The 26,340-nt window shown below is 55.3% G+C and carries 21 protein-coding genes; 16 read left to right on the top strand and 5 right to left on the bottom strand.

The features are described from left to right. Positions 1 to 197: 197 nt before the first annotated feature. From rplM to IM267_RS05845, 14 genes are all read left to right on the top strand, one after another. Positions 198 to 626, top strand: a complete 429-nt coding sequence (gene rplM / locus IM267_RS05780) for a 50S ribosomal protein L13 (protein ID WP_006178824.1) — start codon at positions 198 to 200, stop codon at positions 624 to 626. 15 nt (positions 627 to 641) lie between these two features. Further along, the gene (gene rpsI, locus IM267_RS05785) at positions 642 to 1,034 is read left to right on the top strand and encodes a 30S ribosomal protein S9 (RefSeq protein ID WP_003860436.1); all 393 of its coding nucleotides are present in this window, start codon (positions 642 to 644) and stop codon (positions 1,032 to 1,034) included. A gap of 307 nt (positions 1,035 to 1,341) precedes the next feature. Continuing rightward, complete coding sequence (gene sspA / locus IM267_RS05790) at positions 1,342 to 1,980, top strand: stringent starvation protein SspA (protein WP_014071978.1); 639 nt, start codon at positions 1,342 to 1,344, stop codon at positions 1,978 to 1,980. Positions 1,981 to 1,985: 5 nt separating this feature from the next. Continuing rightward, positions 1,986 to 2,486 (top strand): ClpXP protease specificity-enhancing factor, encoded by a 501-nt coding sequence (gene sspB / locus IM267_RS05795; protein WP_063867931.1) that lies wholly within the window; start codon positions 1,986 to 1,988, stop codon positions 2,484 to 2,486. Positions 2,487 to 2,912: 426 nt separating this feature from the next. Beyond that, on the top strand, positions 2,913 to 3,473 hold the full coding sequence (locus IM267_RS05800; RefSeq protein ID WP_063867544.1) for a fimbrial protein: 561 nt from the start codon (positions 2,913 to 2,915) through the stop codon (positions 3,471 to 3,473). Positions 3,474 to 3,550: 77 nt separating this feature from the next. Beyond that, positions 3,551 to 6,190 (top strand): outer membrane usher protein, encoded by a 2,640-nt coding sequence (locus tag IM267_RS05805; protein WP_193032988.1) that lies wholly within the window; start codon positions 3,551 to 3,553, stop codon positions 6,188 to 6,190. A gap of 53 nt (positions 6,191 to 6,243) precedes the next feature. Then, positions 6,244 to 6,939, top strand: coding sequence for a fimbria/pilus periplasmic chaperone (locus IM267_RS05810; protein ID WP_226842347.1), 696 nt, complete (start codon positions 6,244 to 6,246; stop codon positions 6,937 to 6,939). Between the two features lie 102 nt (positions 6,940 to 7,041). Then, positions 7,042 to 7,455 carry a fimbrial protein gene (locus IM267_RS05815; RefSeq protein ID WP_077221105.1) on the top strand — a complete coding sequence of 138 codons (414 nt, stop codon included), beginning with the start codon at positions 7,042 to 7,044 and terminating at the stop codon, positions 7,453 to 7,455. Then, positions 7,452 to 7,934, top strand: coding sequence for a fimbrial protein (locus tag IM267_RS05820; protein ID WP_370551724.1), 483 nt, complete (start codon positions 7,452 to 7,454; stop codon positions 7,932 to 7,934). The genes IM267_RS05815 and IM267_RS05820 overlap by 4 nt, the downstream gene beginning before the upstream one ends. Continuing rightward, on the top strand, positions 7,931 to 8,458 hold the full coding sequence (locus IM267_RS05825; protein ID WP_193032991.1) for a fimbrial protein: 528 nt from the start codon (positions 7,931 to 7,933) through the stop codon (positions 8,456 to 8,458). The genes IM267_RS05820 and IM267_RS05825 overlap by 4 nt, the downstream gene beginning before the upstream one ends. A 160-nt stretch (positions 8,459 to 8,618) precedes the next feature. After that, positions 8,619 to 9,317: a StfH/YfcO family fimbrial adhesin gene (locus IM267_RS05830; RefSeq protein ID WP_193032992.1), complete on the top strand. Its 699-nt coding sequence runs from the start codon at positions 8,619 to 8,621 to the stop codon at positions 9,315 to 9,317. An 88-nt stretch (positions 9,318 to 9,405) separates the two neighbouring features. Continuing rightward, positions 9,406 to 10,188, top strand: a complete 783-nt coding sequence (gene nanR, locus IM267_RS05835) for a transcriptional regulator NanR (protein ID WP_193032993.1) — start codon at positions 9,406 to 9,408, stop codon at positions 10,186 to 10,188. 122 nt (positions 10,189 to 10,310) lie between these two features. After that, positions 10,311 to 11,204, top strand: coding sequence for an N-acetylneuraminate lyase (gene nanA, locus IM267_RS05840; RefSeq protein WP_193032994.1), 894 nt, complete (start codon positions 10,311 to 10,313; stop codon positions 11,202 to 11,204). A 63-nt stretch (positions 11,205 to 11,267) separates the two neighbouring features. After that, positions 11,268 to 12,758 carry an MFS transporter gene (locus tag IM267_RS05845; RefSeq protein WP_193032995.1) on the top strand — a complete coding sequence of 497 codons (1,491 nt, stop codon included), beginning with the start codon at positions 11,268 to 11,270 and terminating at the stop codon, positions 12,756 to 12,758. 90 nt (positions 12,759 to 12,848) lie between these two features. Here IM267_RS05845 and codA read toward each other — a convergent pair whose 3' ends face one another. The 4 genes from codA to gltB all read right to left on the bottom strand — a co-directional run bounded on the left by codA (position 12,849) and on the right by gltB (position 21,444). Next, a complete protein-coding gene (gene codA / locus IM267_RS05850) occupies positions 12,849 to 14,129 on the bottom strand; it encodes a cytosine/isoguanine deaminase (protein WP_193032996.1) in 1,281 nt (426 codons plus the stop codon). Next, positions 14,119 to 15,369: a cytosine permease gene (gene codB / locus IM267_RS05855; RefSeq protein ID WP_193032997.1), complete on the bottom strand. Its 1,251-nt coding sequence runs from the start codon at positions 15,367 to 15,369 to the stop codon at positions 14,119 to 14,121. Before codB ends, codA begins: the two co-directional genes overlap by 11 nt. 186 nt (positions 15,370 to 15,555) lie before the next feature. Beyond that, positions 15,556 to 16,974 (bottom strand): glutamate synthase subunit GltD, encoded by a 1,419-nt coding sequence (gltD, locus tag IM267_RS05860; protein ID WP_063451012.1) that lies wholly within the window; start codon positions 16,972 to 16,974, stop codon positions 15,556 to 15,558. 9 nt (positions 16,975 to 16,983) lie between these two features. Beyond that, a complete protein-coding gene (gltB, locus tag IM267_RS05865; protein ID WP_063867554.1) occupies positions 16,984 to 21,444 on the bottom strand; it encodes a glutamate synthase large subunit in 4,461 nt (1,486 codons plus the stop codon). Positions 21,445 to 22,131: 687 nt separating this feature from the next. Between gltB and IM267_RS05870 the strand changes: the two genes are divergently transcribed. Further along, positions 22,132 to 23,073 carry a TIGR01212 family radical SAM protein gene (locus IM267_RS05870; protein WP_131637556.1) on the top strand — a complete coding sequence of 314 codons (942 nt, stop codon included), beginning with the start codon at positions 22,132 to 22,134 and terminating at the stop codon, positions 23,071 to 23,073. Here IM267_RS05870 and IM267_RS05875 read toward each other — a convergent pair. Next, positions 23,053 to 24,555, bottom strand: a complete 1,503-nt coding sequence (locus IM267_RS05875) for a helicase HerA-like C-terminal domain-containing protein (protein ID WP_131637526.1) — start codon at positions 24,553 to 24,555, stop codon at positions 23,053 to 23,055. The genes IM267_RS05870 and IM267_RS05875 overlap by 21 nt on opposite strands. Before the next feature lie 137 nt (positions 24,556 to 24,692). Here IM267_RS05875 and IM267_RS05880 point away from each other — a divergent pair, with 137 nt between their 5' ends. Next, complete coding sequence (locus tag IM267_RS05880) at positions 24,693 to 26,330, top strand: dihydroxyacetone kinase subunit DhaK (RefSeq protein WP_193032998.1); 1,638 nt, start codon at positions 24,693 to 24,695, stop codon at positions 26,328 to 26,330. Positions 26,331 to 26,340 lie beyond the last annotated feature (10 nt).

Consider the following 26,340-nt stretch of genomic DNA (forward strand, 5'->3'; position numbering starts at 1 on the left):
AAGGGTCGATCTTTGACCTCAACTTCTCTATAATCTTGCGACCCCACGTTACGAGAAGGTTTTTTTCCCGAAACTTTCTATGTGTCGGCATGTGCTATTCGAAGGGGTAGGTTTGCCGGACTTTGTCGTGTGAACCTCAACTGACTAAACGTTTGGGTGTTCACCAACGTGTAACTTATTATTTGGGTAAGCTTTTAATGAAAACTTTTACAGCTAAACCAGAAACCGTACAGCGCGACTGGTATGTTGTTGACGCGACCGGTAAAACTCTGGGCCGTCTGGCTACTGAACTGGCTCGTCGCCTGCGCGGTAAGCATAAAGCGGAATACACTCCGCACGTTGATACCGGTGATTACATCATCGTTCTGAACGCTGACAAAGTTGCTGTTACCGGCAACAAGCGTACTGACAAAGTGTACTACCACCACACCGGCCACATCGGTGGTATCAAAGAAGCGACCTTTGAAGAGATGATTGCCCGCCGTCCTGAGCGTGTGATTGAAATCGCGGTTAAAGGCATGCTGCCAAAAGGCCCGCTGGGTCGTGCTATGTTCCGTAAACTGAAAGTTTACGCAGGCAACGAGCACAACCACGCGGCACAGCAACCGCAAGTTCTTGACATCTAATCGGGATTATAGGCAATGGCTGAAAATCAATACTACGGCACTGGTCGCCGCAAAAGTTCCGCAGCTCGCGTTTTCATTAAACCGGGCAGTGGTAAAATCGTAATTAACCAGCGTTCTCTGGAACAGTACTTCGGTCGCGAAACTGCCCGCATGGTAGTTCGCCAGCCGCTGGAACTGGTTGATATGGTAGAAAAACTGGATCTGTACATCACCGTTAAAGGTGGTGGTATCTCCGGTCAGGCAGGTGCGATCCGTCACGGTATCACCCGCGCTCTGATGGAGTACGACGAATCCCTGCGTTCTGAACTGCGTAAAGCTGGCTTCGTTACTCGTGACGCTCGTCAGGTTGAACGTAAGAAAGTGGGTCTGCGTAAAGCACGTCGTCGTCCACAGTTCTCCAAACGTTAATCCATTCTGCTTACGCAGAACGATTGGCGAAAAACCCGCTTCGGCGGGTTTTTTTATGGATAATGCGCAGGTTATCCACAGTAACATTTCATATATCTTCTCTTTTTCCACATTTCCGGCATCCCCTCACCACAAAGCCATCAAAATCTGGTAAACTATCATCCAATTTTCTGCCCAAATATCGGTGAATACTCGATTTTTGTTCGATTCTTGAACAATGTGTCTTCTCTGGGATGGGCGATACTTCATCTGGCTGGCCCCGTTGGGCCGGTAGCAGTAAAAATTCTGAATATACCTGGAGGTTTTCATGGCTGTCGCTGCCAACAAACGTTCGGTAATGACGCTGTTTTCTGGTCCTACTGACATTTATAGCCATCAGGTTCGTATCGTGCTGGCCGAGAAGGGTGTCAGTTTTGAGATCGAGCATGTGGAAAAGGATAACCCGCCTCAGGATCTGATCGATCTCAACCCGAGCCAAAGCGTACCGACGCTGGTGGATCGCGAGCTGACCCTGTGGGAATCCCGTATCATTATGGAATACCTGGATGAGCGTTTCCCGCATCCGCCACTGATGCCTGTTTATCCTGTTGCGCGTGGTGAAAGCCGCCTGTACATGCAGCGTATCGAGAAAGACTGGTACACGCTGATGAACGTTATCGTCAACGGTTCCTCTTCAGAAGCAGATGCTGCGCGTAAACAGCTGCGTGAAGAGCTGCTGGCGATTGCGCCGGTATTTGGTCAAAAACCGTTCTTCCTGAGCGACGAGTTCAGCCTGGTAGATTGCTACCTGGCGCCGTTGCTGTGGCGTCTGCCAACCCTGGGCGTGGAGTTCAGCGGCCCGGGCGCGAAAGAGCTGAAAGGCTATATGACGCGCGTCTTTGAGCGCGACTCTTTCCTGGCATCCTTAACTGAACCGGAGCGCGAAATGCGTCTCGGCCGAGGCTAATGACTGTGGAAATGTCACAACTTACCCCACGCCGTCCGTATCTGCTGCGCGCCTTCTATGAATGGCTGCTGGATAACCAGCTCACGCCGCACCTGGTTGTGGATGTGACGTTGCCGGGCGTGCAGGTTCCAATGGAATACGCACGTGACGGACAGATTGTACTGAATATTGCGCCACGTGCAGTGGGTAACCTGGAGCTGGCAAACGACGAAGTGCGCTTTAATGCGCGTTTCGGCGGCGTGCCGCGTCAGGTTTCCGTTCCGCTGGCTGCGGTTCTGGCTATCTACGCCCGTGAAAACGGTGCAGGCACCATGTTCGAGCCGGAAGCGGCTTATGATGAAGAGGTTGCCAGCCTGAATGACGATGACGCATCCGATGAACGCGAAAGCGACCCGGTCATGTCTGTGATTGATGGCGACAAGCCCGATCGTCAGGACGACGACGAGGGCCCGGATGATGAACCGCCACCGCGCGGTGGTCGACCGGCGCTACGCGTTGTAAAGTAAATGAGAGCCCCTTACTTCGGTAAGGGGCTTTTTTTTTGGCTAACCCTTTCATTTTCCATTCTTAATTATTTTATTCAGATCATGAATGCGTAGCAGCAAAGTCATTAATTTATTCTGAAAAAAGAAATTAGTTAAATTAAATATACACATTCACAAAACAGGGTATATTGGCGTCAAATAATATCATTTAGAGCATAAATTACGTTTTAAAATTGGACGACATCGGACAGGAGCGTCAATGATGTCTGGGCTAAATAAAGCCCATCAAGGATGAGCAGAAGGTTAACAGGTTATAATCCTATCGCTTTAAATTCTTCTTATTCCTTCGTTGTATTATTTTTTAAACCAGTACGCGGGATATTTCCCTAAAATACCCTTTCACTAAAGTAGTGATTTTTATAACCGTTATATTTTTAAGGATTGAAAATGAAAAAATTCGCTAAATCAGCTCTGTTAAGCATGCTTGTATTAGGCGGTTCTGCTATGGCAGCCCACGCTGAAGGCAATGATGGTACCGTTACATTTGTTGGCAAAATTGTGACTTCCCCATGCTCAATTAAAATTGGCGACGAAAACCAGACCATTAGCCTCGGTGAAAACCTGGGTACCGGTTCACTGAAAGCAGGCCTTATTCAGGCTGTAGATTTCGATATTCAGCTGGTCAACTGCGTGTTTGACGATCAGACCAGCATGAACATTGTATTTAATGCGAGCGGTGACGAATCTACGGCGAACCCGGGCTACCTGGCGCTGATGGGTGCGAAGGGCGAGATGAAAGGCTCTCATATCGTTCTGGCGAACTCTAAGGGTACCGAAATCCGTCTGGGCACCGCTGCAACGCAGGCGCTGGCTGTAGATGCCGAAGGCAAAGGTCTGGCCGATCAGAAATTCGCGTTCAAAGCGTGGGTACAGGGCGAAACCGCTGCTGAAACTATCGACACCGGTGAGTTCTCCTCTCTGACCAGTTTCCAGATCAGCTACCTGTAATTCTCTGTTTTGCCCCGCGCAGGCGGGGCAATTTAGACATCTTTGCGCGGGCCATATCGGCATTCAAGGTATTAATCATGAAGTGCGGCAATTTCTATCAACTAAAGCATCTGGCCATATTGATTGGCCTTATTATGGGATCATCTCTTAATGATTCTTTTGCAGAAGATGCAGTTGAATTTAATACTCAGTTTCTGGATGTCCAGGGGAGTGAAAACTACGACTTAAGCCATTTTTCCCGCAAAGGCTATGTGCTGCCGGGGAAATATAATTTACAGGTCATTGTGAATAAAGGCCGGCTGCCTGAAAATTACGATATCAACTGGTATCCAAAAGAAGATGAGCCTGATGACAGCTTTGCATGTCTTTCACCTGATCTGGTCGCGCATCTGGGTATTAAGCCCGAGCTCACAGAGAAGTTTATCTGGATAAAAGAGGGCGCGTGTCTAAAACCAGATCAGCTGAAAGATATGCACGTGAACGCGGACATGTCCGAATCAGCGCTGCGTATTGCTATTCCACAAGCCTATCTCGAATATTCGGATGAAAACTGGGATCCGCCCACGCGTTGGGATGAAGGTATTCCGGGTATTCTCTTTGATTATAATATTAATGCCAGCCATGAACATGATGAAAATGAAGGCGGCAACGAACAGGATGTCAGCGGCAATGGGACCCTGGGGGCAAACTTAGGCCCGTGGCGTCTACGCGCCGACTGGCAGGCTGATTACCAGCATCAGGACGGCGAAACGACCCGTAACTGGGAGTGGAGTCGTTATTATGCCTATCGCGCTTTGCCTGCCTGGGGCGCCCAGCTTCTGATGGGAGAAACATCGCTCTCGTCAGATATTTTCGACACCTTTAACTACGCAGGGTTAAGCGTCAATTCAGACGATCAAATGCTGCCCCCAAACTTGCGGGGCTACGCGCCTGACATCGCGGGCGTCGCGCGCACCAATGCCAAAGTTGTGGTTACGCAGCAGGGAAGAGTGCTGTATGAAAAGCAGGTTCCGGCGGGCCCGTTCCGAATTCAGGATATTAACCAGTCCGTCTCTGGCGATTTGCACGTGCGCATTGAAGAGCAGGATGGAAAAGTACAGGAATACGATGTCAGCACCACGTCGGTGCCTTTCCTGACCCGCGCCAATCAGGTGCGCTTCAAAACCACCGTAGGCCGTCCACAGGACTGGAACCACAATATGGCTGGCAACATTTTTGCGGCCAGCGAAGCGTCCTGGGGCGTAGCCGATGGCTGGTCCCTGTATGGCGGCGGAATAGGTGAGCAGGATTATCAGGCGATGGCGGTAGGCATCGGGCGCGACATGGCCGCGCTTGGGGCACTCTCGTTTGACGTCACGCGTTCGCGCGCGCTCATCACGGAAGATCAAGACGACGATACGCTCCAGGGTAACTCATACCGCATAAGTTATTCCAAAGATTACGACGAGCTGCACAGCCGCATCTCCTTTGCCGGCTATCGCTTCTCTGAAGAAAACTTCATGACGATGAACGATTACCTGGATGCGCAGGACGGTGAACATTTCCGCTCTGGAAAAGATAAGCAGATGTTTACCGTTAACTATAACCAGAACTTAATTGATATTGGCATAAACGTTTTCGTGAACTGGACGCGTCGTTCTTACTGGGACCGTTCGGACGAGAATAACTATAACATTATGTTCTCTAAATATTTTGATATTGGTGACTTTAGAAATATCAGCCTGTCTCTGAACGGCTATCGCAGTGAATATGATGACGAGACTGACGATGGATTTTATCTTTCCGTCAATATTCCGTGGGGAGAAGGCGGCTCGTTTAATTATAACGGCTCTTACAGCCAGGACGATCACTCTAATCGTGTGGGCTATAGCCAGCGCGTGGATGACAATAATAATTACCAGCTTAGCGTCGGCGATTCACAAAGCCAGAAATCGGCCGACGGTTATTATCGCCACAACGGTGATATCGCGGATTTGGATCTCAATGCCAGCTATCTGGAGAATAATTATTCCTCGGTGGGGATATCCCTGGAAGGCGGAGCCACGCTGACGGGCCACGGCGGCGCGCTGCACCGCGTTTCCATCCCGGGCGGCTCAAGGTTAATGATTGACGCAAGCGGTCAGGAAGGCGTACCGGTGGGCGGCTATAATGCGCCCGTTTATACCAACGCGTTTGGCATGGCCGTCCTGTCGGACATTAACGACTACTACCGTAATGACATAAAAATCGATATTGAAAACTTGCCGGAGAATGCGGAAGCCACGCGCTCAACCGCCCAGATTACGCTGACTGAAGGGGCGATTGGTTACCGTCAGTTCGACATTATTCGCGGAGAAAAAGCGGTCGCGATCCTGCGGTTGAGTAACGGTAAAAATCCACCGTTTGGTGCAGAAGTCTTTAACGAAAGGCATCAGCAGGTAGGGTTAGTTGACGACAATGGCAGCGTCTATCTTGCGGGCGTCAACCCGGGGGAAGAGATGCAGGTGACGTGGAATGGCGACCAGCAATGTTCTATTTCGTTACCGGCTCCTTTGCCGAAAGATCTCTTTAATAACCTTTTACTGCCGTGCCGCAGCGATCGGGAATTAACGACGCCGGCCGCGCCTTCGGTCATGCCGGCAATTCAGCAACAAACTAAACGCGTTATCCCTGCTTCGGAACAAGACGATTTTTCCGCCAAGCCGGATCCGTCAATTCAATCAGGAGAAAACACATGAAAAAAATTGCTTCACTCCCAGCCTATATTGTATTGGGCTGTACGTTACTTCCCATGATGGCAGCCCATGCCGCCATTGTGCCGGACAGAACGCGTATTATTTTTAATGGCAACGAGAAATCCGTCAGCATTACGCTGCGCAATGATAATCAGGAAAGTCCTTACCTGGCACAGTCATGGGTTGAAGATAGTAAAGGTCAGAAAATTACGTCGCCACTGACTGTATTACCGCCGGTTCAGCGTATTGAGCCTAAAGAAACCGGGCAGGTTAAAATACAGGGAATGCCGGGGCTGGCCTCTTTGCCGCAGGATCGTGAATCGCTGTTCTATTTTAACGTGCGTGAGATCCCGCCGAAAGGTAAGCGACCGAATACGCTGCAAATAGCCTTACAGACGCGCATTAAATTATTTTACCGTCCGGCTTCGCTGCCGAAAATGGATCCCCATCATCCGTGGCAATATGCGCTGACGCTGACCCGCAGCGGAGACGATTATCAGGTAAATAACCCGACCAGTTATTACGTGGTGCTGAGTAATGCCAGCAAATCCCACGATACGCCATCCGTGGCGGGCTTCAATCCAATGGTGCTGGCGCCAAAATCCGGGGAATTAATGCACGTGAAAGCCTCTACGCTGGGTCAACAACCCGTGCTGGTCTACGTCGATGATTACGGTGGACGTATGCCGCTCTATTTCCGCTGTTCAGGCACAACCTGTAGCGTAGACCAGGAAAGAAGCAGTAAAAAATAACAGGCAGGAGGCCCCGTTATGTTTCGGAAAATAACCTGTTTACTGGCGATCGCGCTGGCTGGCGTCGCGGGGTCATGCAGGGCAGCTGACACGGAGGTGCTTATGAGCGTCACCGTTGTGGTGAACGTACCTATGCCATGTGAGGTGAGCGGCGGGGCGGTCGAGTTTGGCTCAGTGTACACCACAAAAATTGACGGCACCCGCTACACCCAGCCGCTTGATTACACGATCGACTGTAAAAACCGTCTGAAAGACAACCTGAAGATGCAAATTCAGGGAGAGTCGACGGTGATCAACGGGGAAAAGGTGCTTAAAACCAACGTCGAAGGATTTGGCCTGCGCCTACAGACAAAAGACGAAAAACGACTTATTGAACCGGGTTCCACCGACTGGCTGGAGTTTATCTACGCCAACAGCGGGCCCGAGCTGGAAGTCGTTCCGGTAAAGTCGGCCTCCGTCACCCTGAATGCATCTGAGTTCGATGCCAGAGCAACCCTGATCGTGGATTATCAATGAAAATGCGTTCATTTATCTTGCTGCTGTGCTGCTTAACGGTGGGCTCTGCTGGTGCAGAGGGGGATTTGACCTTTCACGGTTTTCTGGTCAGGCCGCCGGAATGCGTAATCAGCAACGATCAAACCATTGAAGTTAACTTCGTCGATGTACAGATAGAAGAGATCGACGGCACAAAATTCATGCAGAATTTGCCCTACACCATTGATTGTGATTCGCCTGACCGCTATTCGGATCTGACGATGTCGCTGACGCTAACCGGTAACGTGACGGACTTTAATAACGCTGCCGTCGTGACGGATGTTTCAGGGCTGGGCATTGAAATTCTGCACGGTAATACACCCTTTGAATTAGGTTCGACGTTAACCGTCACCGAACAGGCATTACCCGTTCTGAAAGCCGTGCCCGTAAAGAAAACGGGGGCTGTCATGTACGCGGGTAATTTCGAAGGCTGGGCAACATTGCAGGTGGATTATCAATGAAGCGCTATCAGCGAGGAACGCTCTCCCTGCTGCTGTTTCTGGCGACGGCAGGTGTTCAGGCTTCACCAGATAACGTGCATTTCACCGGCAACCTGCTGGGCGGAATTTGCAAGATGGAAATGCAGAACGGGGTGCTGGATACCGTCACCTTTCCTGATATTGCCGCCAGCGACTTAATGCTGCGCGGACACTCAGCCCGTCAGCCCGTCAGGTTAAGGCTTTATGACTGTCCGCCTTCCGTGCAAAAAAATGGCGTGCGGGTGACGTTTCACGGCACCGAAGTCACCGGGATGCGCGGTTTTCTGGCCTTCGATGCCACCTCGATTGCATCCGGCGTGGGCATTGGTCTCGAAATGCTAAACGGCGTGAGCGTTCTGGTTAACGATCCGGTGGGGGCGACCTTTCCGCTCGCCGACGGAAATAACGATCTGATGCTGAACGCCTGGCTTCAGGTCATTCCCGGGCAGGACGTTTTATCCGGAACGTTCACGGCAACATCAACGGTTATTTTTGAATATTTATAATATGAACAGACGATTACTGATTACCCTTGTACTCACTCTCATGAGCCTGTTTTACGCGAGCGGCAGTTACGCAGCTAAAGGTCTTACGGGCAGCCGGGGCCAGATCGTAACCTATTACGGTAAGCCTATTTCAGGGGCTAAAGGTACGGTTACGGTGAATATGGCCACTACCACAAAAGGCGGCGTTTTCCATGGCGTCTGGGATTTATTTAGCCGCGATCCGAATGGCTACATGACGGTTACTTCCTGGGACGGTAACGCCTCAGGATTTTCGCCAGTGCGTTTGAAGCTTGCCTCTGAGCAAGCGGTTTCTACGGGATGCGCCGGGATGGATAAAACGCGCTGGACCTGCATGAAAGTCTTCATTGATATTGAAGTCACGTGGCAGGACAGTGAAGCCTGTCCCTGGATTTTAATGTTTATTACCCGCTCAACGGATACTTCTACCGGCGACAGCTGGACGTCAACGATGGAGCGTACATCCGGCTGTAACTATGTACCCGCTACCGGTCTGGATATCTCCTGGGATCGCGACGTCGTTCAGCATGACAAGCAAATCACGCTGAATTCTACGGGCGGAACCATGGAAACGACGCTGCATACCTATCTTTGGGAAGGGGGAAGCTTTTGTGATAACAGCGCGATGACCGAACGGGGCGCCTACTGTCGCATGATTACCACGGGCGTTTCGATTAGCGCTATTGGCTGCAATAATGAAAAACTCACGACCTCGGTTGTCCGGCATCCCTTAATGGATCAAATCGTGCACGACATCATACTGAGGATAAATCTTGAGCACGTGGGGGGAGGGCAATTTATCTCCACCTGCAATTACCGGTACGTTATTGACCAGCTTTAGCGGCGCACGGCCCCAGAACAGAGGATTTTTGGCGCATTGTTCACCTGTGCTATGATGCAGTGTTTTCCTTCAATGGCACTGGACTGCAATGAAACCGACCGATCCTAACGCTGAAAACTCAGATGAAACCCTTGGCCGCAGCCTGCGTCGCCGTCCGCTGACGCGCAAAAAGCTGTCGGATATGGTGGAAGAAGAGCTGGAGCAGATGATCCGCCGGAAGGAATTTGCCCAGGGAGAGCAGCTGCCCTCCGAGCGCGAGCTGATGGCGTTCTTCAACGTGGGCCGCCCCTCGGTGCGCGAAGCGCTGGCGGCGCTAAAGCGTAAAGGTCTGGTGCAGATTAACAACGGTGAACGCGCCCGCGTCACCCTGCCGTCTGCCGATACCATCATCAGCGAGTTGTCGGGGATGGCGAAAGATTTTCTGACCCAGCCCGGCGGTATTGCCCATTTTGAGCAGCTCCGTCTGTTCTTTGAATCCAGCCTCGTGCGTTATGCCGCAGAGTACGCCACGGACGATCAGATTGCGCGGCTGACGAAAGCGCTGGAGATCAACAGCCAGTCCCTGGATGACAACGCGCTGTTCATTCGTTCCGACGTCGATTTTCACCGCGTGCTGGCGGAGATCCCCGGCAACCCAATCTTCAACGCGATCCACGTTGCGCTGCTCGACTGGCTAATCGCGGCGCGTCCTACAGTGCCGGACGCTGAGCTTTATCAGCATAACGAAGCCAGCTATCGCCAGCATATCGCGATCGTTGACGCGATCCGCCGCCGCGATCCCGATGAAGCCGATCGGGCGTTGCAAACTCACCTCAACAGCGTTTCCGCTACCTGGCACGCCTTCGGCCAGCATTCAAAAGCTAAAAAGTAACGATCCTTTAGTGAAGCAGCTCGCAATATAAGCGTTCTGTATTCCACTGCTGCTTATTTGATCTGGTATAACAGGTATAAAGGTATATCGTTATAGCAAACACACGAATGATTGAGGTATCTATGGCAACGCAATTACGCGGCGTAATGGCCGCTCTTCTGACTCCGTTTACCCAACAGCAGGCGCTGGATAAGGAGAGCCTGCGCCGTCTGGTGCAGTTCAATATTGCGCAGGGCATCGACGGGCTTTATGTCGGTGGTTCAACGGGGGAAGCCTTTGTCCAAAGCCTTTCTGAACGCGAGCAGGTGATGGAGATCGTGGCGGAGGAGGCGAAAGGAAAAATCACGCTCATTGCCCATGTTGGCTGCGTGAGCACCGCGGAAAGCCAGCAGCTGGCCACCGCCGCTGCCCGACTGGGCTTTGACGCGGTGTCTGCCGTCACGCCGTTTTATTACCCCTTTAGCTTTGAAGAACATTGCGATCATTACCGTGCAATCATTGATTCGGCGGATGGTCTGCCGATGGTGGTCTATAACATCCCGGCGTTAAGCGGCGTGAAGCTAAGCCTGGATCAGATCAACACCCTGGTGACGCTGCCCGGCGTCGGCGCGTTGAAACAAACCTCCGGCGATCTGTTCCAGATGGAGCAGATCCGCCGTGAGCATCCGGATCTGGTGCTCTATAACGGCTATGACGAAATCTTTGCCTCCGGCCTGCTGGCTGGCGCGGACGGGGGGATCGGCAGCACCTACAACATTATGGGCTGGCGCTACCGGGCTATCGCCAACGCGGTTCGTGAGGGGGATAACGCCACCGCACAGCGCCTGCAAAGCGAATGCAACAAGGTCATCGACCTGCTGATTAAAGCCGGGGTCTTCCGTGGTCTGAAAACGGTTCTGCACTACATGGACGTGGTGTCCGTGCCGCTGTGCCGAAAACCGTTTGCCCCTGTAGACGAGCAATTCGTGCCGGCGCTGAAGGCGCTGGCAGAGCAGTTAATGGCGGAAAAACGCTAACGCACTGCCGGATGGCGCGTCGCTTATCCGGCAAAACGACAGAGAAAACGTCGGGAGAGTGAAATGAGTAAGTCTACCCAAAGCATCCCGTGGTACCGCCATCTAAGCCGCCCTCAGTGGCGCGCCTTCTCCGCCGCCTGGCTGGGATATCTGCTTGATGGCTTCGATTTTGTCCTGATTGCCTTAGTGCTGACAGAAATTAAAAGTGAATTTGGCCTGACGACCGTGGAAGCGGCGAGCCTCATTTCGGCGGCCTTTATTTCGCGCTGGTTCGGCGGCCTGCTGCTGGGCGCCATGGGCGACCGCTATGGCCGCAAGCTGGCAATGATAACCAGTATCGTACTCTTCTCCTGCGGTACGCTGGCCTGCGGTTTTGCGCCGGGTTACGTCACCCTGTTTATCGCCCGCATGGTGATTGGAATGGGGATGGCGGGGGAATACGGCTCCAGCGCAACCTACGTCATCGAAAGCTGGCCGAAACACCTGCGCAATAAGGCGAGTGGTTTTCTCATTTCTGGCTTCTCCGTCGGTGCCGTGGTTGCGGCCCAGGTCTACAGCCTTGTCGTGCCCGTCTGGGGCTGGCGAGCGCTGTTCTTTATCGGCATCCTGCCCATCGTCTTTGCCCTGTGGCTGCGGAAAAATATTCCGGAGGCTGAAGACTGGAAAGCGAAGCACGAAGGTCAGGCGCCGGTACGCACAATGGTTGATATTCTTTATCGCGGCAAATACCGCCTGATCAATATGGCGATGACGCTGTTTGCCGGCACGGCGCTGTGGTTCTGCTTTGCCGGCGAACTCCACAACGCGGGGCTGATGGTGATTCTCGGCCTGCTGTGCGCCATTGTGTTTATCAGCTTTATGGTGCAAAGCAGCGGTAAACGCTGGCCTACGGGCGTCACGCTGATGGTTGTCGTGCTCTTCGCCTTCCTCTACTCCTGGCCGATTCAGGCGCTGTTACCCACGTATCTGAAAACCGACCTGGCCTATGATCCGTCAACGGTGGCGAAGGTGCTGTTCTTTAGCGGCTTCGGCGCGGCTGTAGGCTGCTGCGTGGGTGGTTTTCTCGGCGACTGGTTGGGCACCCGGAAAGCGTATGTCTGTAGCCTGCTGGCCTCACAGCTGCTGATCGTTCCCGTCTTTGCGATCGGTGGCGCAAATGTCTGGGTGCTGGGCCTGCTGCTCTTTTTCCAGCAGATGCTGGGGCAGGGGATCTCGGGGATCTTACCGAAACTCATCGGCGGTTATTTCGACACCGACCAGCGTGCGGCGGGTCTGGGCTTTACCTATAACGTCGGGGCATTGGGCGGAGCGATCGCCCCGGTGATTGGCGCGCTGCTGTCGCAGAATATGGCGCTGGGCACAGCCCTGGGCTCGCTCTCCTTCGGCCTGACCTTTGTGGTGGTCCTGCTGATTGGGCTGGATATGCCGTCTCGCGTTCAGCGCTGGCTGCGGCCGGAGGCGATTCGAACCCACGACGCCATCGACGGTAATCCTTTCAGCGGAGCCGTCCCGTTTGGCGGCGATAAAAGCGCTTTAGCCAAAAGCAAAAGTTAATCTGCTGGAAAAAACGGCAGGCCGTTAGCTCCGCCGTGAGGATATCTTTATGTACGCGATGACGTGTGCCACGCGGTTTCCAACCCAGAATTAGCGCTTAAACGTCACCGCTTCCGGCTGCGTCAGGTGCACGGTTGTCTGGCTGGGCACCGTCTCGGCAATCACCTTGCCGTGGCGAACAGAGTATCGTGCCGGCGTCTGGCGACGAACGGCATCAAACCCATTCTCTGCCGGAAGGATCACCAGGTTTGCTGAATTCCCAACGCGCACGCCGTAGTCCTGCAAATTGAGCGTTTTCGCGCTGTGGGTAGTGATCAGGTTAAGCCCATCGTTTATTTGCCCGTAGCCCATCAGTTGGCAGACGTGCAGCCCCATATGCAGAACCTGAAGCATATTCGCGGTTCCCAGCGGATACCACGGATCGAAAACGTCGTCATGACCAAAGCAGACGTTGATCTCCGCTTCCAGCATTTCTTTGACGCGCGTGATGCCGCGGCGTTTGGGGTAGGTATCGAAACGGCCCTGCAAATGCGTGTTAACCAGCGGGTTTGCCACGAAGTTAATGCCTGACATTTTTAACAGGCGGAACAGCCGGGACGTATACGCGCCATTATAGGAGTGCATCGCCGTGGTATGGCTGGCGGTCACGCGCGAACCCATTCCGTCACGATGTGCAAGAGCGGCAACGGTTTCAACGAAGCGCGATTGCTCATCATCAATTTCGTCACAGTGGACATCGATCAGGCGGTCGTACTTTCTGGCCAGGGAAAACGTTTTATGCAGCGACTCCACGCCATATTCACGCGTAAATTCAAAGTGCGGGATTGCGCCGATGACATCCGCCCCTAAACGCACGGCCTCCTCAAGCAGTGCTTCACCGTTCGGATAAGAAAGAATGCCTTCCTGCGGGAATGCCACAATTTGCATATCGACCCACGGGGCGACTTCCTGCTTCACCTCCAGCATGGCTTTCAGTGCCGTAAGCGTGGGGTCCGAGACGTCAACGTGTGTACGTACGTACTGAATGCCGTTGGCGATCTGCCACTTCAGGGTCTGCATCGCGCGGGTTTTAACGTCTTCGTGGGTGAGCATCGCCTTACGTTCGGCCCAGCGCTCGATTCCCTCGAAAAGTGTGCCTGACTGGTTCCAGTTCGGTTCACCCGCCGTTTGCGTTGTATCCAGATGGATATGCGGCTCGATGAAAGGAGGGATAACCAGCCCGCATTCTGCGTCCAGCACCTGACCGACTGGCGCAGGGGCAGTTTCCTGAGGATCGATACGGCTGAAGCGTCCGTTCTCAATCGTGATCTGCCATAAACCTTCCTGCCCCTGCAAACGGGCCTGACGGATAGTGAGGGAATTATTCTGCATGGGAAGCCTCCGAAGGATTAGCAAGGGTACGTCTGGCGAATGGGTTTAACACCAAATAGCTGAAGACGCCACCCAATACTGCGTTAACGGGGACAATTCCCGGAATGTAGTGCCCGGCAGCAACACCCAGGGCGACCGAGAAAATGGCAATCCAGTTAACGGACACAAATTTTGCGTGGTCGAAGCTGGCATAGCGGCGGCGATTAATCAGATAGTCGGCGATAATCACCCCGCCAATCGGCGGAATCGCTGCCGACAAAAAGGTCAGCCAGCCAACGAAGTTGTTGTATAGCCACAGCGCGCACAGCGTACCGATAATGCCATTCATCACCGACAGCGTACGGCTGGAAAGGCCAGTAATATTGGCGAAACCCAGACCAGAGGCGTACAGCGCGTTGTCATTGGTGGTCCAGATATTCAGGCCGAGAACGACAATCGCCGGCAGCAGCAGTCCCTGGGCGATCATCACGTCAGAAATATCGGCCTGTCCTACGGCGGCAGCGCCTGCCGCACCGAAGATAAACATCAGCGAGTTACCAAGGAAAAATGCCACCATCGCCACCAGAACGGCCCCTTTGGCATTGCGGCCAAAGCGGACGAAGTCGGCGGTCAGCGTGCCTGCGCTGATAAACGAACCTACAACCAGCGCCAGCGCGCTGGAAAAGTTGAGCGGCGTCTGCGGCACAATGGATTTGAGGTGGTCCAACCCTCCCACGCCGTCCACCGCCAGCCAGACGGAGTAGCTACCCAGGATGACGATAGCGGGTACGGCGATGATGGATAAAATCGTCAGTGCCGAGATGCCAAAAAAAATGGTCAACGTCATCAGCAGGCCGGAAACCGCAATCAGGATGTTCACGTCGATGCCCGTGGCTTTACTCACCGGGATGGCAAACATCGCTACGCCGACGCCAAACCATCCTACCTGCGTACCGCCTAAAAGCATGGAGGGAAGCCAGGACCCTTTTATACCGAACGAGTAACGCGCAAGAAGATGGGTTGAGAGGCCGGTTTTTGCGCCAATGTAGCCAAGAAAAGCAGTGTAAATACCGAGGAGGAGATTGCCGAAGAGAACTGCGAGGAAGAAATCATTATAGGAAAGACCGGTACCGAGCGTGCCTCCGGTCCACATACTGGCGGAAAAAAACGTTAACCCTAACATCACAAAAGTGAGTGGAACCACGCCTTTCCGCGCCGCCAGAGGAACGGGGCCCTGGCTATAATTGTTATCTTGCGACACAACGCCTCCTTGAATTTTGGCCAAAAAATCCGCCGCATAATATACATTTTTTTCAACAATGCAAACGTTTACGTCGGGATTTACGCTGCTTTTTAGGGGTAGAGGGTATCGTTGACTAAGGGTAGGTTACTGAAAACAGACTCCCCGGCGTTTGGCGTTATGCTTCTGCCGGGGAGTCAGAGGGGCTTACACTTCCAGGAAGTTCATGATCCCGTCAGCCGCTTTACGCCCTTCGGCAATCGCGGTAACCACCAGGTCTGAACCGCGAACGATATCGCCACCGGCGAAGATTTTCGGGTTGCTGGTCTGGAAGGCGTTGTCGCTGCCTTCCGGCGCAATCACGCGGCCCTGAGAGTCCAGCTCTACGCTGTGCTTCGCCAGCCACTCCATGCTGTGAGGGCGGAAACCAAACGCCATCACCACGGCGTCGGCCGGGATCACGTGCTCAGAGCCTGCCACGATCTCCGCGCGACGACGGCCTTTCGCATCCGGCGCGCCCATCTCGGTGCGCGCCATCTTCACGCCGCTCACCTTACCGTTGGCGTTCACTTCAATGCCCAGAGGCTGGATGTTGAACTGGAACTCCACGCCCTCTTCACGCGCGTTTTTCACTTCGCGCTTAGAGCCCGGCATGTTCTCTTCGTCACGACGGTAGGCGCAGATGACGTGCGCCGCGTTTTGACGAATGGAGGTACGCACGCAGTCCATCGCGGTATCACCGCCGCCCAGCACGACAACGCGTTTACCTTCCATGCTGACAAACGGCTCGTCGGCGGTTTCGCCGTAGCCCATCAGCTGTTTGGTGTTAGCAATCAGGAACGGCAGCGCGTCGTACACGCCTGGCGCATCTTCGTTCTCCAGACCACCGCGCATGGACTGATAGGTGCCCACGCCCAGGAACACGGCGTCGTAATCCTTCAGCAGATCGTCGAGCTGCACGTCGCGGCCCACTTCGGTGTTGAGTTTGAACTCAATGCCCATGCCGGTGAAGATTTCACGGCGGCGGGTCATCACCTCTTTCTCCAGCTTGAAGGCTGGGATGCCGAACGTCAGCAGGCCGCCGATTTCCGGATGACGGTCAAAAACCACCGCCTTCACGCCGTTGCGTGTCAGCACGTCGGCACAGGCGAGGCCTGCCGGACCCGCACCGACGATCGCCACCCGCTTGTCGGTTTGACGCACGCCGGTCATATCCGGACGCCAGCCCATCTCGAAGGCTTTATCGTTGATATAGCGCTCGATGTTGCCGATGGTCACCGCACCAAACTCGTCGTTCAGCGTACAGGAGCCTTCGCACAGGCGATCCTGAGGACACACGCGCCCGCACACTTCCGGCAGGGTGTTGGTCTGGTGAGAGAGCTCGGCGGCTTCAAAAATACGCCCTTCGTTGGCCAGCTTCAGCCAGTTCGGAATGTAGTTATGGACCGGACATTTCCATTCGCAGTAAGGGTTTCCGCAGGACAGGCAGCGGTCTGCCTGTGCTTTGGCCTGGCCTTCTGAAAACGGCTCATAGATTTCAACAAATTCAATTTTACGGATCTTCAGCGGTTTCTTTGGCGGATCAACACGCTGAAGGTCGATAAACTGGTAAACGTTCTGGCTCATCTGAATTCCTTACTGCGCCTGCACGCGCAGCTCTGCTGCGCTACGACTACGGTGACCCAACAGGGCTTTAACATCGCTGGACTTCGGCTTAACCAGCGCGAATTTCGCAGAGAACGCTGGCCAGTTCGCCAGGATCTCTTCGCCGCGCGAAGAACCGGTATGCTGCACGTGTTCGGTAATCAAACCGCGCAGGTGTTCTTCGTGAATGGCCAGCGAATCAACGTCCAGCACTTCCACCAGTTCCGGGTTCACGCGTTTGCGGAACTCACCGTCTTCATCCAGCACGTAGGCAAAACCGCCCGTCATGCCGGCGCCAAAGTTCACGCCGGTTTTACCCAGGACGCATACAATTCCGCCCGTCATGTATTCGCAGCCGTTATCGCCGATGCCTTCCACCACGGTGATGGCACCGGAGTTACGCACCGCAAAACGCTCGCCCGCACGGCCCGCGGCAAACAGACGACCGCCGGTCGCACCGTACAGACAGGTATTGCCGATGATGCTGGCTTCATGGCTGCGGAAGGCTGAACCCACCGGAGGACGCACCGCCAGCAGACCGCCCGCCATGCCTTTCCCGACGTAGTCGTTGGCATCGCCGGTCAGGTATAACTCAACGCCGCCGGCGTTCCACACGCCGAAGCTCTGGCCCGCGGTACCGCTGAAGTGCGCGGTAATCGGATCCGACGCCAGCCCCTGGTCACCGTGCGTTTGTGCGATGTAACCGGAGAGAGACGCGCCCACGGAACGGTCGGTGTTGCGGATGTCAAACCAGAACGTTTTGCTCTGCTTCTCGTCTACATACGGCTTCGCCTGTTGCAGCAGCTGCGCGTTCAGCACGCCGTTGTCGAACGGCGGGTTGTTCTCGGTGCAGTAAACCGCTTTGCCAGGATGCGGCTCAGCCGTTTCCAGCAGCTTAGACAGCTCAAGCTTCTGCTGCTTGGCGGTGAAGCCTTCCAGCTCTTTCAGCAGGTCGGTACGACCAATCAGATCCACCAGACGCTTCACGCCCAGCTGCGCCATCAGCTCGCGGGTTTCACGGGCGATGAAGTCAAAGTAGTTGGTCACCTTGAACGGCAGGCCGTGATAGTGATTCTTACGCAGCTTCTCGTCCTGGGTCGCAACGCCGGTTGCGCAGTTGTTCAGGTGGCAAATACGCAGGTATTTACAGCCGAGCGCAACCATCGGGCCGGTACCGAAGCCGAAGCTTTCCGCACCCAGAATCGCCGCTTTGATGATGTCGAGGCCGGTTTTCAGACCGCCGTCCACCTGCAAACGGATCTTGTGGCGCAGGCCGTTAGCCACCAGCGCCTGCTGGGTTTCCACCAGGCCAAGCTCCCACGGACAGCCCGCGTATTTCACGGAGGAGAGCGGGCTTGCGCCGGTGCCGCCGTCGTAGCCGGCAATGGTGATCAGATCCGCATAGGCTTTCGCCACGCCGGTGGCGATGGTGCCGACGCCCGGCTCGGAGACCAGCTTCACGGAGATCATCGCTTTCGGGTTGACCTGCTTCAGGTCGAAAATCAGCTGCGCTAAGTCCTCGATAGAGTAGATATCGTGGTGCGGCGGCGGGGAAATCAGCGTCACGCCCGGCACCGAGTAGCGCAGTTTGGCGATGTACGGCGTGACTTTATCACCCGGCAGCTGACCGCCTTCGCCCGGTTTTGCACCCTGAGCGACCTTAATCTGGATCACGTCGGCGTTAACCAGGTACGCAGGGGTCACGCCAAAGCGGCCGGACGCCACCTGCTTGATGCGCGACACTTTGTTGGTGCCGTAACGGGCCGGATCTTCACCGCCCTCGCCGGAGTTGGAGTTGCCGCCGATGCTGTTCATGGCTTCCGCCAGCGCTTCGTGGGCTTCCGGACTCAGCGCGCCGATGGACATCGCCGCGGTATCGAAGCGTTTAAACAGTTCGGACGCCGGTTCTACGTCGTCGATGCTGACAGCCTCGTCACCCGGATTCAGGGCAATGAGATCGCGCAGCGTCGCTGCCGGACGGTTGTTCACCAGCTCGGCATACTGCTGATAATCGCTGTACTCGCCGCTCTGTACCGCCTGTTGCAGCGTGCGCACCACGTCCGGGTTATACGCGTGGTACTCGCCTCCGTGGACATATTTCAGCAGGCCGCCCTGTTCCAGCGGCTTACGTGCCAGCCAGGCGCGCTTCGACAGGTTCACCAGATCCTGCTGGAAGTCAGCAAAACCGGCGCCGCCGATACGGCTGATGACGCCCTGGAAGCAAAGGTTCGCGACATCGTCGTGCAGGCCGACCGCTTCAAACAGCTTCGAGCAGCGGTAAGAGGCGATGGTCGAGATGCCCATTTTGGACATGATCTTGTAAAGGCCTTTATTGATGCCGTTACGGTAGTTCAGCATCACCGCACGGTAGTCTTTGTCGATGGCGCGGGTGTCTACCAGGCGGGCCAGCGTTTCGTAGGCCAGGTACGGGTAGATCGCCGTCGCACCAAAGCCTAAGAGCACGGCAAAGTGGTGTGGATCGCGGGCGCTCGCGGTTTCAACAATGATGTTGGCATCGCAGCGCAGGCTCTTGTCGACCAGACGCGTCTGAATAGCCCCTACCGCCATTGGCGCAGGCACCGGCAGACGGTTTTTCGCGATGTTGCGGTCAGACAGCACCAGCAGAACGGTGCCGTTACGCACCATCTGCTCGGCTTTGTCGCACAGCGCATTCACCGTCTCTTCGAGGCTCGTTTCGGTCACGTCGAAGGTGATATCGAGCGTGTCGGCGCGGTAGTGCTCCTCGGTCATGGTGGTGAGCTGTTTGAAATCGGAGTACAGCAGGATCGGCGATTTAAAGGTCAGACGGTGCGCCTGGCCTTCGGCTTCACAGAAGACGTTCATCTCGCGACCGATGCTGGTGGCCAGCGACATCACGTGCGCTTCGCGCAGCGGATCGATTGGCGGGTTGGTCACCTGCGCAAACTGCTGACGGAAATAGTCGTAAATAATGCGCGGCTGGCTGGAGAGCACGGCGAACGGGGTGTCGTCACCCATTGAGCCGACCGCTTCCTGGCCGTTTTCGCCGAGTACGCGAATAACCGAGTCCAGCTCTTCCGCGCTGTAGTTAAACTGTTTCTGGAAGCTCGCGAGGGTATCGTCGTCCATCTCGCGGCTGCCCACTTCGTCGTCAGACAGATCTTCAAACGGCACCAGGCGACGGACGTTTTTCGCCATCCACTCTTTATACGGATGGCGGCTTTTCAGATCGTTATCGGTTTCCGCAGAGTGCAGAATTCGGCCGCCGCGGGTATCAATAACCATCAGCTCGCCCGGACCGACGCGGCCTTTCTCGACCACTTCGTCAGGCTGGTAATCCCAGATCCCCACTTCAGAGGCGCAGGTGATGAGCTTGTCTTTGGTAATGACGTAGCGTGCCGGACGCAGACCGTTACGGTCCAGGTTACACGCAGCGAAGCGACCGTCGGACATCACGATGCCCGCCGGGCCGTCCCACGGCTCCATGTGCATGGAGTTGAAATCGAAGAACGCGCGCAGCTCCGGATCCATATCCGGGTTGTTCTGCCAGGCCGGCGGCACGAGCAGACGCATGGCGCGCACGATGTCCATCCCGCCCGCCAGCAGCAGTTCCAGCATGTTGTCCATGGAGCTGGAGTCAGAGCCGGTTTCGTTCACGAACGGCGCGGCATCGTGCAGGTCAGGGATCAGCGGGGTCTGGAACTTATAGGTACGGGCGCGCGCCCACTGGCGGTTGCCAGTTATGGTGTTGATCTCGCCGTTGTGCGCCAGGTAGCGGAACGGCTGTGCCAGCGGCCAGCGCGGCACGGTGTTGGTGGAGAAGCGCTGGTGGAACAGGCAAATGGCCGATTCCAGACGCAGGTCCGCCAGGTCCAGGTAGAAGCGCGGCAGGTCAGCCGGCATACACAGACCTTTATAGATGTTCACCAGGTTCGAGAGGCTACAGACGTAGAACTCTTTATCGTCCTGGAGACGTTTTTCGATGCGGCGGCGGGCGATAAACAGACGGCGTTCCATATCACGTGGACGCCAGCCCGCAGGCGCGTTAACGAAAATCTGTTCAATACGAGGCAGCGAGGAGAGGGCGATTTCACCGAGCACCCCTTCGTTGGTTGGCACATCGCGCCAGCCGACAATCGACAGGGTTTCGCGCTGAAGTTCTTCTTCAACGATGCGGCGTGAGGCGGCCGCTTTTTCAGGATCCTGATTCAGGAACAGCATGCCGACGGCGTAGTTTTTGGCTAAACGCCAGCCGCGCTCTTCCGCCACGATGCGGAAGAAACGATCCGGTTTTTGCAGCAGCAGGCCGCAACCGTCGCCGGTTTTACCATCGGCAAGGATGGCGCCACGGTGCTGCATACGGGCCAGTGCGTGAATAGCGGTACGCACTACCTTGTGGCTAGGTTCGCCTTCTATGTGGGCGATCAGGCCGAAACCACAGTTATCCTTCTCAAGGGATTTATCGTACAACATATCAGTGAACCTCCCCAGGCTCGTCGGGCTTCCCACTGAACTTTACCGTGGCGCACAGGCGCAGAAAGAGCATGGCGACGGGGTTTGCGTTTCATACGCGAACCTCGCATTCGCCCTCTTTTTCATCCTTTCGCGCAGGTAAACAAGTTTGAGGACTTGCTTCAGAGGGAATCTCAATTACTGCATAAATATGATGAGCAGGCCGCTCATCCAGAAAGCTTCCAGCGGATTTCCAACTTATCGGGAATTGGTACACAGGTCAAATGGCAATCTTATTTATACAAAAATGTGCTAAAGAGTGATTATATTTTTGTTTTTATTGGTTATTTAACTAATTTTACAACCGCTTAAAGCGTCAGTAAGGTGCAGGGGAGTGTGATCTGACTCACTATATGAAAGCGGTATTATTGATGCAGCATGCTGAAATGCGGATTTATGGCAGAATAATAATCTGGTGCAGTGTTCGAACCCGCATAAAATCACTGTTTTTCAGTCCTGGCGCTATAAATGAAAAAAACCATCAGAACATAAGGAAAAGTAATTACGTGGTGGATGAATGAAATCTCGGTAATCGTGATTATTTATTCAAATAGATAAAGGCCGTCCAGGGCGATTGATCCAGGTCATCGCCGACAGAGGCTAAAAATGGCAGGCTTGTCCCCTTTCTTCGGGACGGTCTATCAGATTATGCAGTTACAGAAATTAGTCAATATGTTTGGTGGGGATCTTTTGCAGCGTTACGGGCAAAAGGTGCATAAGCTGACGTTGCACGGCGGCTTTAGCTGTCCGAACCGCGACGGCACCATCGGGCGTGGTGGCTGCACGTTCTGCAACGTGGCGTCGTTTGCTGACGAAGCCCAGCAGCATAAATCTATCGCAGAACAGCTCGCGCATCAGGCCAGCCTCGTGAACCGTGCCAGGCAATATCTGGCCTATTTTCAGGCCTACACCAGCACGTGGGCGGAGGTGCAGGTATTACGCTCTATGTATCAGCAGGCGGTCGCTCAGGCGAATATTGTCGGGCTGTGCGTGGGTACGCGCCCGGACTGCGTACCGGAGGCGGTGCTGGATTTACTTAGCGAGTACAGAGAGAAGGGCTACGAGATCTGGCTGGAGCTGGGCTTGCAGACCGCGCACGATAAAACCCTGCACCGTATCAATCGCGGGCATGATTTCGCCTGCTACCAGCGCACCACGCGTCTCGCCCGCGAGCGTGGCCTGAAAGTCTGTTCGCATCTGATTGTCGGCTTGCCCGGAGAGGGGCAGCAGCATGGCCTGGAGACGCTGGAAAAAGTTGTTGAGACCGGCGTGGACGGGATCAAGCTGCATCCGCTGCACATCGTAAAGGGCAGCATAATGGCGAAAGCCTGGGAAGCGGGGCGGTTAAGCGGTATCGAACTCGACGACTATACGGTGACGGCGGGGGAGATGATACGCCACACGCCGCCGGACATTGTTTATCACCGTATCTCGGCAAGCGCCCGCCGCCCAACGCTTCTGGCACCGCTGTGGTGCGAGAACCGCTGGACGGGGATGGTAGAAATTGACCGTTATCTGCGTGAACACGGTGTGCAGGGGTCGGCGCTGGGCCGTCCGTGGGTTCCCCCGCTACCGGCGACGGCCGCCTAGCAGGCTTCCCAGCATGCCGCGCACTATCTGATTGGTAATCTGACGCGTCGCGCTTTTTGCCATGGTCTGCACTACGCCATCGCGCTTGCCGCCGCGTGGCCCGGTGCTGCCGAACAGAATATCTTTCAGCCCGCCGAGAATACCGTCATCCACGGCAACAGATTGCCCTTTGGCGGCAGGCGCTTCCTGCGATTCGGCAGTCGCCTGCACCCCTTTTTGCAGCATCTCGAACGCGGATTCGCGATCCACCTCGTCTTCATACTTCCCGTAGAGGGGAGAGTGGTTAATCAGGCTGTTGCGTTCATCGTCCGTCACCGGCCCCATGCGCGAGCAGGGCGCGATCACCATGGCGCGCTCGACAACTGTCGGGCTGCCTTTTGCGTCCAGGAACGAAATCAGCGCTTCGCCGGTGCCTAACGCCTGAATGGCCGCTTCGGTATCAAAGGCCGGATTGGCACGCATGGTTTGCGCGGCGGCTTTGACGGCTTTCTGATCTTTCGGCGTAAAGGCGCGCAGGGCGTGCTGTACGCGGTTGCCCAGCTGCCCCAGCACGTTGTCAGGAATATCCGACGGGTTTTGCGACACAAACCAGACCCCAACGCCTTTGGAGCGGATCAGGCGGATAACCTGTTCAATTTTATCCAGCAACACCTGCGGCGCGTCGTTGAACAGCAGGTGCGCTTCGTCAAAGAAGAAGACCAGTTTGGGTTTTTCCAGATCGCCTGCTTCTGGCAGCTGTTCGTACAGCTCAGAGAGCATCCACAGCAGGCTGGCGGCGTAGAGCTTCGGCATCTGGTAGAGCTTTTCTGAACTCAAAATGTTGATAATGCCTTTGCCGTTGCTGTCGGTGCGCATCCAGTCCTTGATATCCAGCATCGGCTCGCCGAAGAAGTGCTCGGCACCCTGCTGCTCCAGCGTCAGTAGCCCGCGCTGAATGGCACCGACTGAGGCGCTGCTGATATTGCCATACTGGTTCTGGAAGGATTTGGCGTTATCGCCGATGTACTGGGTGATGGCGCGCAGATCTTTGAAATCAAGCAGCAGCAGCCCCTGATCGTCGGCGATACGGAAGATAATGTTCAGCACCCCGGACTGTACGTCGTTAAGATTAAGCAGACGGGCCAGCAGCAAAGGACCGAGATCGGAGACGGTGGCGCGCACCGGGTGCCCTTTTTCGCCGAAGATATCCCATAACACGACAGGATTGCCGTGCGGCGTCCAGTCCGTGATGCCGATATTTTTCAGGCGCTCGAGCAGTTTTTCTGACGCCGTACCTTCCTGAGCCACCCCGGTTAAATCGCCCTTCACGTCAGCCATAAAGACCGGCACGCCAATGTCTGACAATGACTCCGCCAGCTTTTGCAGGGTGACGGTTTTCCCCGTCCCGGTCGCGCCTGTGATCAGGCCATGACGGTTCGTCATCGCGGGCAGTAAAAACAGCTCTTTTTCCAGCGTCCTGGCGATTAACAATGGTGTACTCATGATGCACGTCCTCTCGTAGTCCTGGGTGGAGTATAGGCAACCTGACGGCAAAATGTCTGCGTAAATTCCTCACTTTGCGGCGCATTATCCAGTGCGAACTATGCTTTTGCATACGGTAAACAAATTTTTGGGAAACTATGTCCAGATTCTTTTTTAACGACCGCAAACAGCTTGTCAACGACGCCATTGAAGGCATACTCCTCTCCGCGCCGCACGGTAATCTCGTCAAACTCGATATCGATCCGGCCATCCGGGTGGTGGCGCGCGGCGACTGGGATAAAAGCCGCGTGGCGGTGATCTCCGGTGGCGGCTCCGGCCACGAACCGGCGCATGCCGGCTTTGTCGGTAAAGGCATGCTCACCGCCGCGGTGTGTGGCGATCTGTTTGCCTCCCCAAGCGTGGATGCGGTTCTCAACGCCATTGTGGCGGTGACGGGCGATCGTGGCTGCCTGCTGATCGTAAAAAACTATACCGGTGACCGGCTTAACTTTGGCCTGGCCGCGGAGAAAGCCAAACGCTACGGCCTGAAGGTGGAAATGGTTATCGTGGCGGATGACATCGCCCTGCCGGATAACAAGCAGCCGCGCGGTATCGCAGGAACCGCGCTGGTGCACAAGATTGCGGGATATGCGGCAGAGCAGGGGAAATCGCTCACCGAGGTGCGGGATATTGCGCAACAGGCCTGCGATAACCTCTGGAGCCTGGGCGTTGCGATGCAAACCTGCAACCTGCCGGGGAGCGATGACGAAGAAGGACGGATCAAACAGGGCCACGTGGAGCTGGGGCTGGGTATTCACGGCGAGCCGGGAGCATCGGTGGTGGATACGCAAAACAGCAGGGCGATTATCGATACGCTGGTGACGCCGCTGAAAGCCCAGGCGGGTGAAGGACGCTTTGCGGTGCTGATCAACAACCTCGGCGGCGTGTCCGCGCTGGAGATGGCTCTGCTCACCAAAGAGCTGGCACATTCAGCGCTGAAAGCGGAGATCGCTTACCTGATTGGCCCCGCGCCGCTGGTGAGCGCGCTGGATATGAAAGGCTTTTCGCTGACGCTGTTAAAGCTCAACGATTACGTTGAGAAGGCGATTCACGCCGAGGTTGAGACGCTGGGCTGGCAGAAGCCCGTCGCGTTTGCGCCCCTGCGTACCGTCTCACATAGCGCCCTTCACGACCGCGTGGAATATTCCCCGTCGGACAATCCGCAGGTGGGCGGGTTCGTCTCCTCGGTGACGAATACATTGATTCAGCTTGAAAATCGCCTGAACGCGCTGGATGCCAAAGTGGGCGACGGCGATACCGGCTCAACCTTTGCGCAAGGGGCGCGGGATATTGCGCAGCGTCTGGAGGAGAACAACCTGCCCCTTAACGACGTGCCGACTTTACTCCTGCTGGTGGGCGAGCGGCTGGCAACGGTGATGGGGGGATCGAGCGGCGTATTGATGTCGATCTTCTTTACGGCGGCCGGACAAAAGCTGCATGACGGCCAATCCCTGCCGGATGCGCTGTTGAGCGGGCTGGCGCAGATGAAGCAGTACGGCGGGGCCGATCTCGGGGATCGCACGCTGATCGACGCCCTGCAACCGGCGCTGGAAGCGTTACAGAAAGGCACTATTCAGGCGGCGGCACGGGCTGCGCAGCAGGGCGCCGAAGCCACGGCGAAAATGGCGAAAGCGGGAGCGGGACGCTCGTCGTATGTTAACAAGGAAAACCTGGATGGGGTGATGGATCCCGGGGCGGTCGCGGTGGCGGAAGTGTTTAATATATTGGCGCAGTAGCAAAAGTAGG

Origin of the sequence: Enterobacter cloacae complex sp. P15RS, from assembly GCF_014895905.1 — a bacterium.
GTDB lineage: Bacteria > Pseudomonadota > Gammaproteobacteria > Enterobacterales > Enterobacteriaceae > Enterobacter > Enterobacter quasihormaechei.

Excerpts from the sequence above, each read along its gene's own strand:
- gltB (WP_063867554.1), bottom strand. The coding sequence starts at position 21,444 with ATGTTGTACGATAAATCCCTTGAGAAGGATAACTGTGGTTTCGGCCTG.
- gltD (WP_063451012.1), bottom strand. The coding sequence starts at position 16,974 with ATGAGCCAGAACGTTTACCAGTTTATCGACCTTCAGCGTGTTGATCCG.
- IM267_RS05820 (WP_370551724.1), top strand. The coding sequence starts at position 7,452 with ATGAAAATGCGTTCATTTATCTTGCTGCTGTGCTGCTTAACGGTGGGC.
- codA (WP_193032996.1), bottom strand. The coding sequence starts at position 14,129 with ATGCAGAATAATTCCCTCACTATCCGTCAGGCCCGTTTGCAGGGGCAG.
- IM267_RS05830 (WP_193032992.1), top strand. The coding sequence starts at position 8,619 with ATGGCCACTACCACAAAAGGCGGCGTTTTCCATGGCGTCTGGGATTTA.
- IM267_RS05800 (WP_063867544.1), top strand. The coding sequence starts at position 2,913 with ATGAAAAAATTCGCTAAATCAGCTCTGTTAAGCATGCTTGTATTAGGC.
- rpsI (WP_003860436.1), top strand. The coding sequence starts at position 642 with ATGGCTGAAAATCAATACTACGGCACTGGTCGCCGCAAAAGTTCCGCA.
- IM267_RS05870 (WP_131637556.1), top strand. The coding sequence starts at position 22,132 with ATGCAGTTACAGAAATTAGTCAATATGTTTGGTGGGGATCTTTTGCAG.
- IM267_RS05805 (WP_193032988.1), top strand. The coding sequence starts at position 3,551 with ATGAAGTGCGGCAATTTCTATCAACTAAAGCATCTGGCCATATTGATT.
- nanA (WP_193032994.1), top strand. The coding sequence starts at position 10,311 with ATGGCAACGCAATTACGCGGCGTAATGGCCGCTCTTCTGACTCCGTTT.
- IM267_RS05875 (WP_131637526.1), bottom strand. The coding sequence starts at position 24,555 with ATGAGTACACCATTGTTAATCGCCAGGACGCTGGAAAAAGAGCTGTTT.
- rplM (WP_006178824.1), top strand. The coding sequence starts at position 198 with ATGAAAACTTTTACAGCTAAACCAGAAACCGTACAGCGCGACTGGTAT.
- nanR (WP_193032993.1), top strand. The coding sequence starts at position 9,406 with ATGAAACCGACCGATCCTAACGCTGAAAACTCAGATGAAACCCTTGGC.
- IM267_RS05880 (WP_193032998.1), top strand. The coding sequence starts at position 24,693 with ATGTCCAGATTCTTTTTTAACGACCGCAAACAGCTTGTCAACGACGCC.
- IM267_RS05825 (WP_193032991.1), top strand. The coding sequence starts at position 7,931 with ATGAAGCGCTATCAGCGAGGAACGCTCTCCCTGCTGCTGTTTCTGGCG.
- IM267_RS05815 (WP_077221105.1), top strand. The coding sequence starts at position 7,042 with ATGAGCGTCACCGTTGTGGTGAACGTACCTATGCCATGTGAGGTGAGC.
- IM267_RS05810 (WP_226842347.1), top strand. The coding sequence starts at position 6,244 with ATGATGGCAGCCCATGCCGCCATTGTGCCGGACAGAACGCGTATTATT.
- IM267_RS05845 (WP_193032995.1), top strand. The coding sequence starts at position 11,268 with ATGAGTAAGTCTACCCAAAGCATCCCGTGGTACCGCCATCTAAGCCGC.
- sspA (WP_014071978.1), top strand. The coding sequence starts at position 1,342 with ATGGCTGTCGCTGCCAACAAACGTTCGGTAATGACGCTGTTTTCTGGT.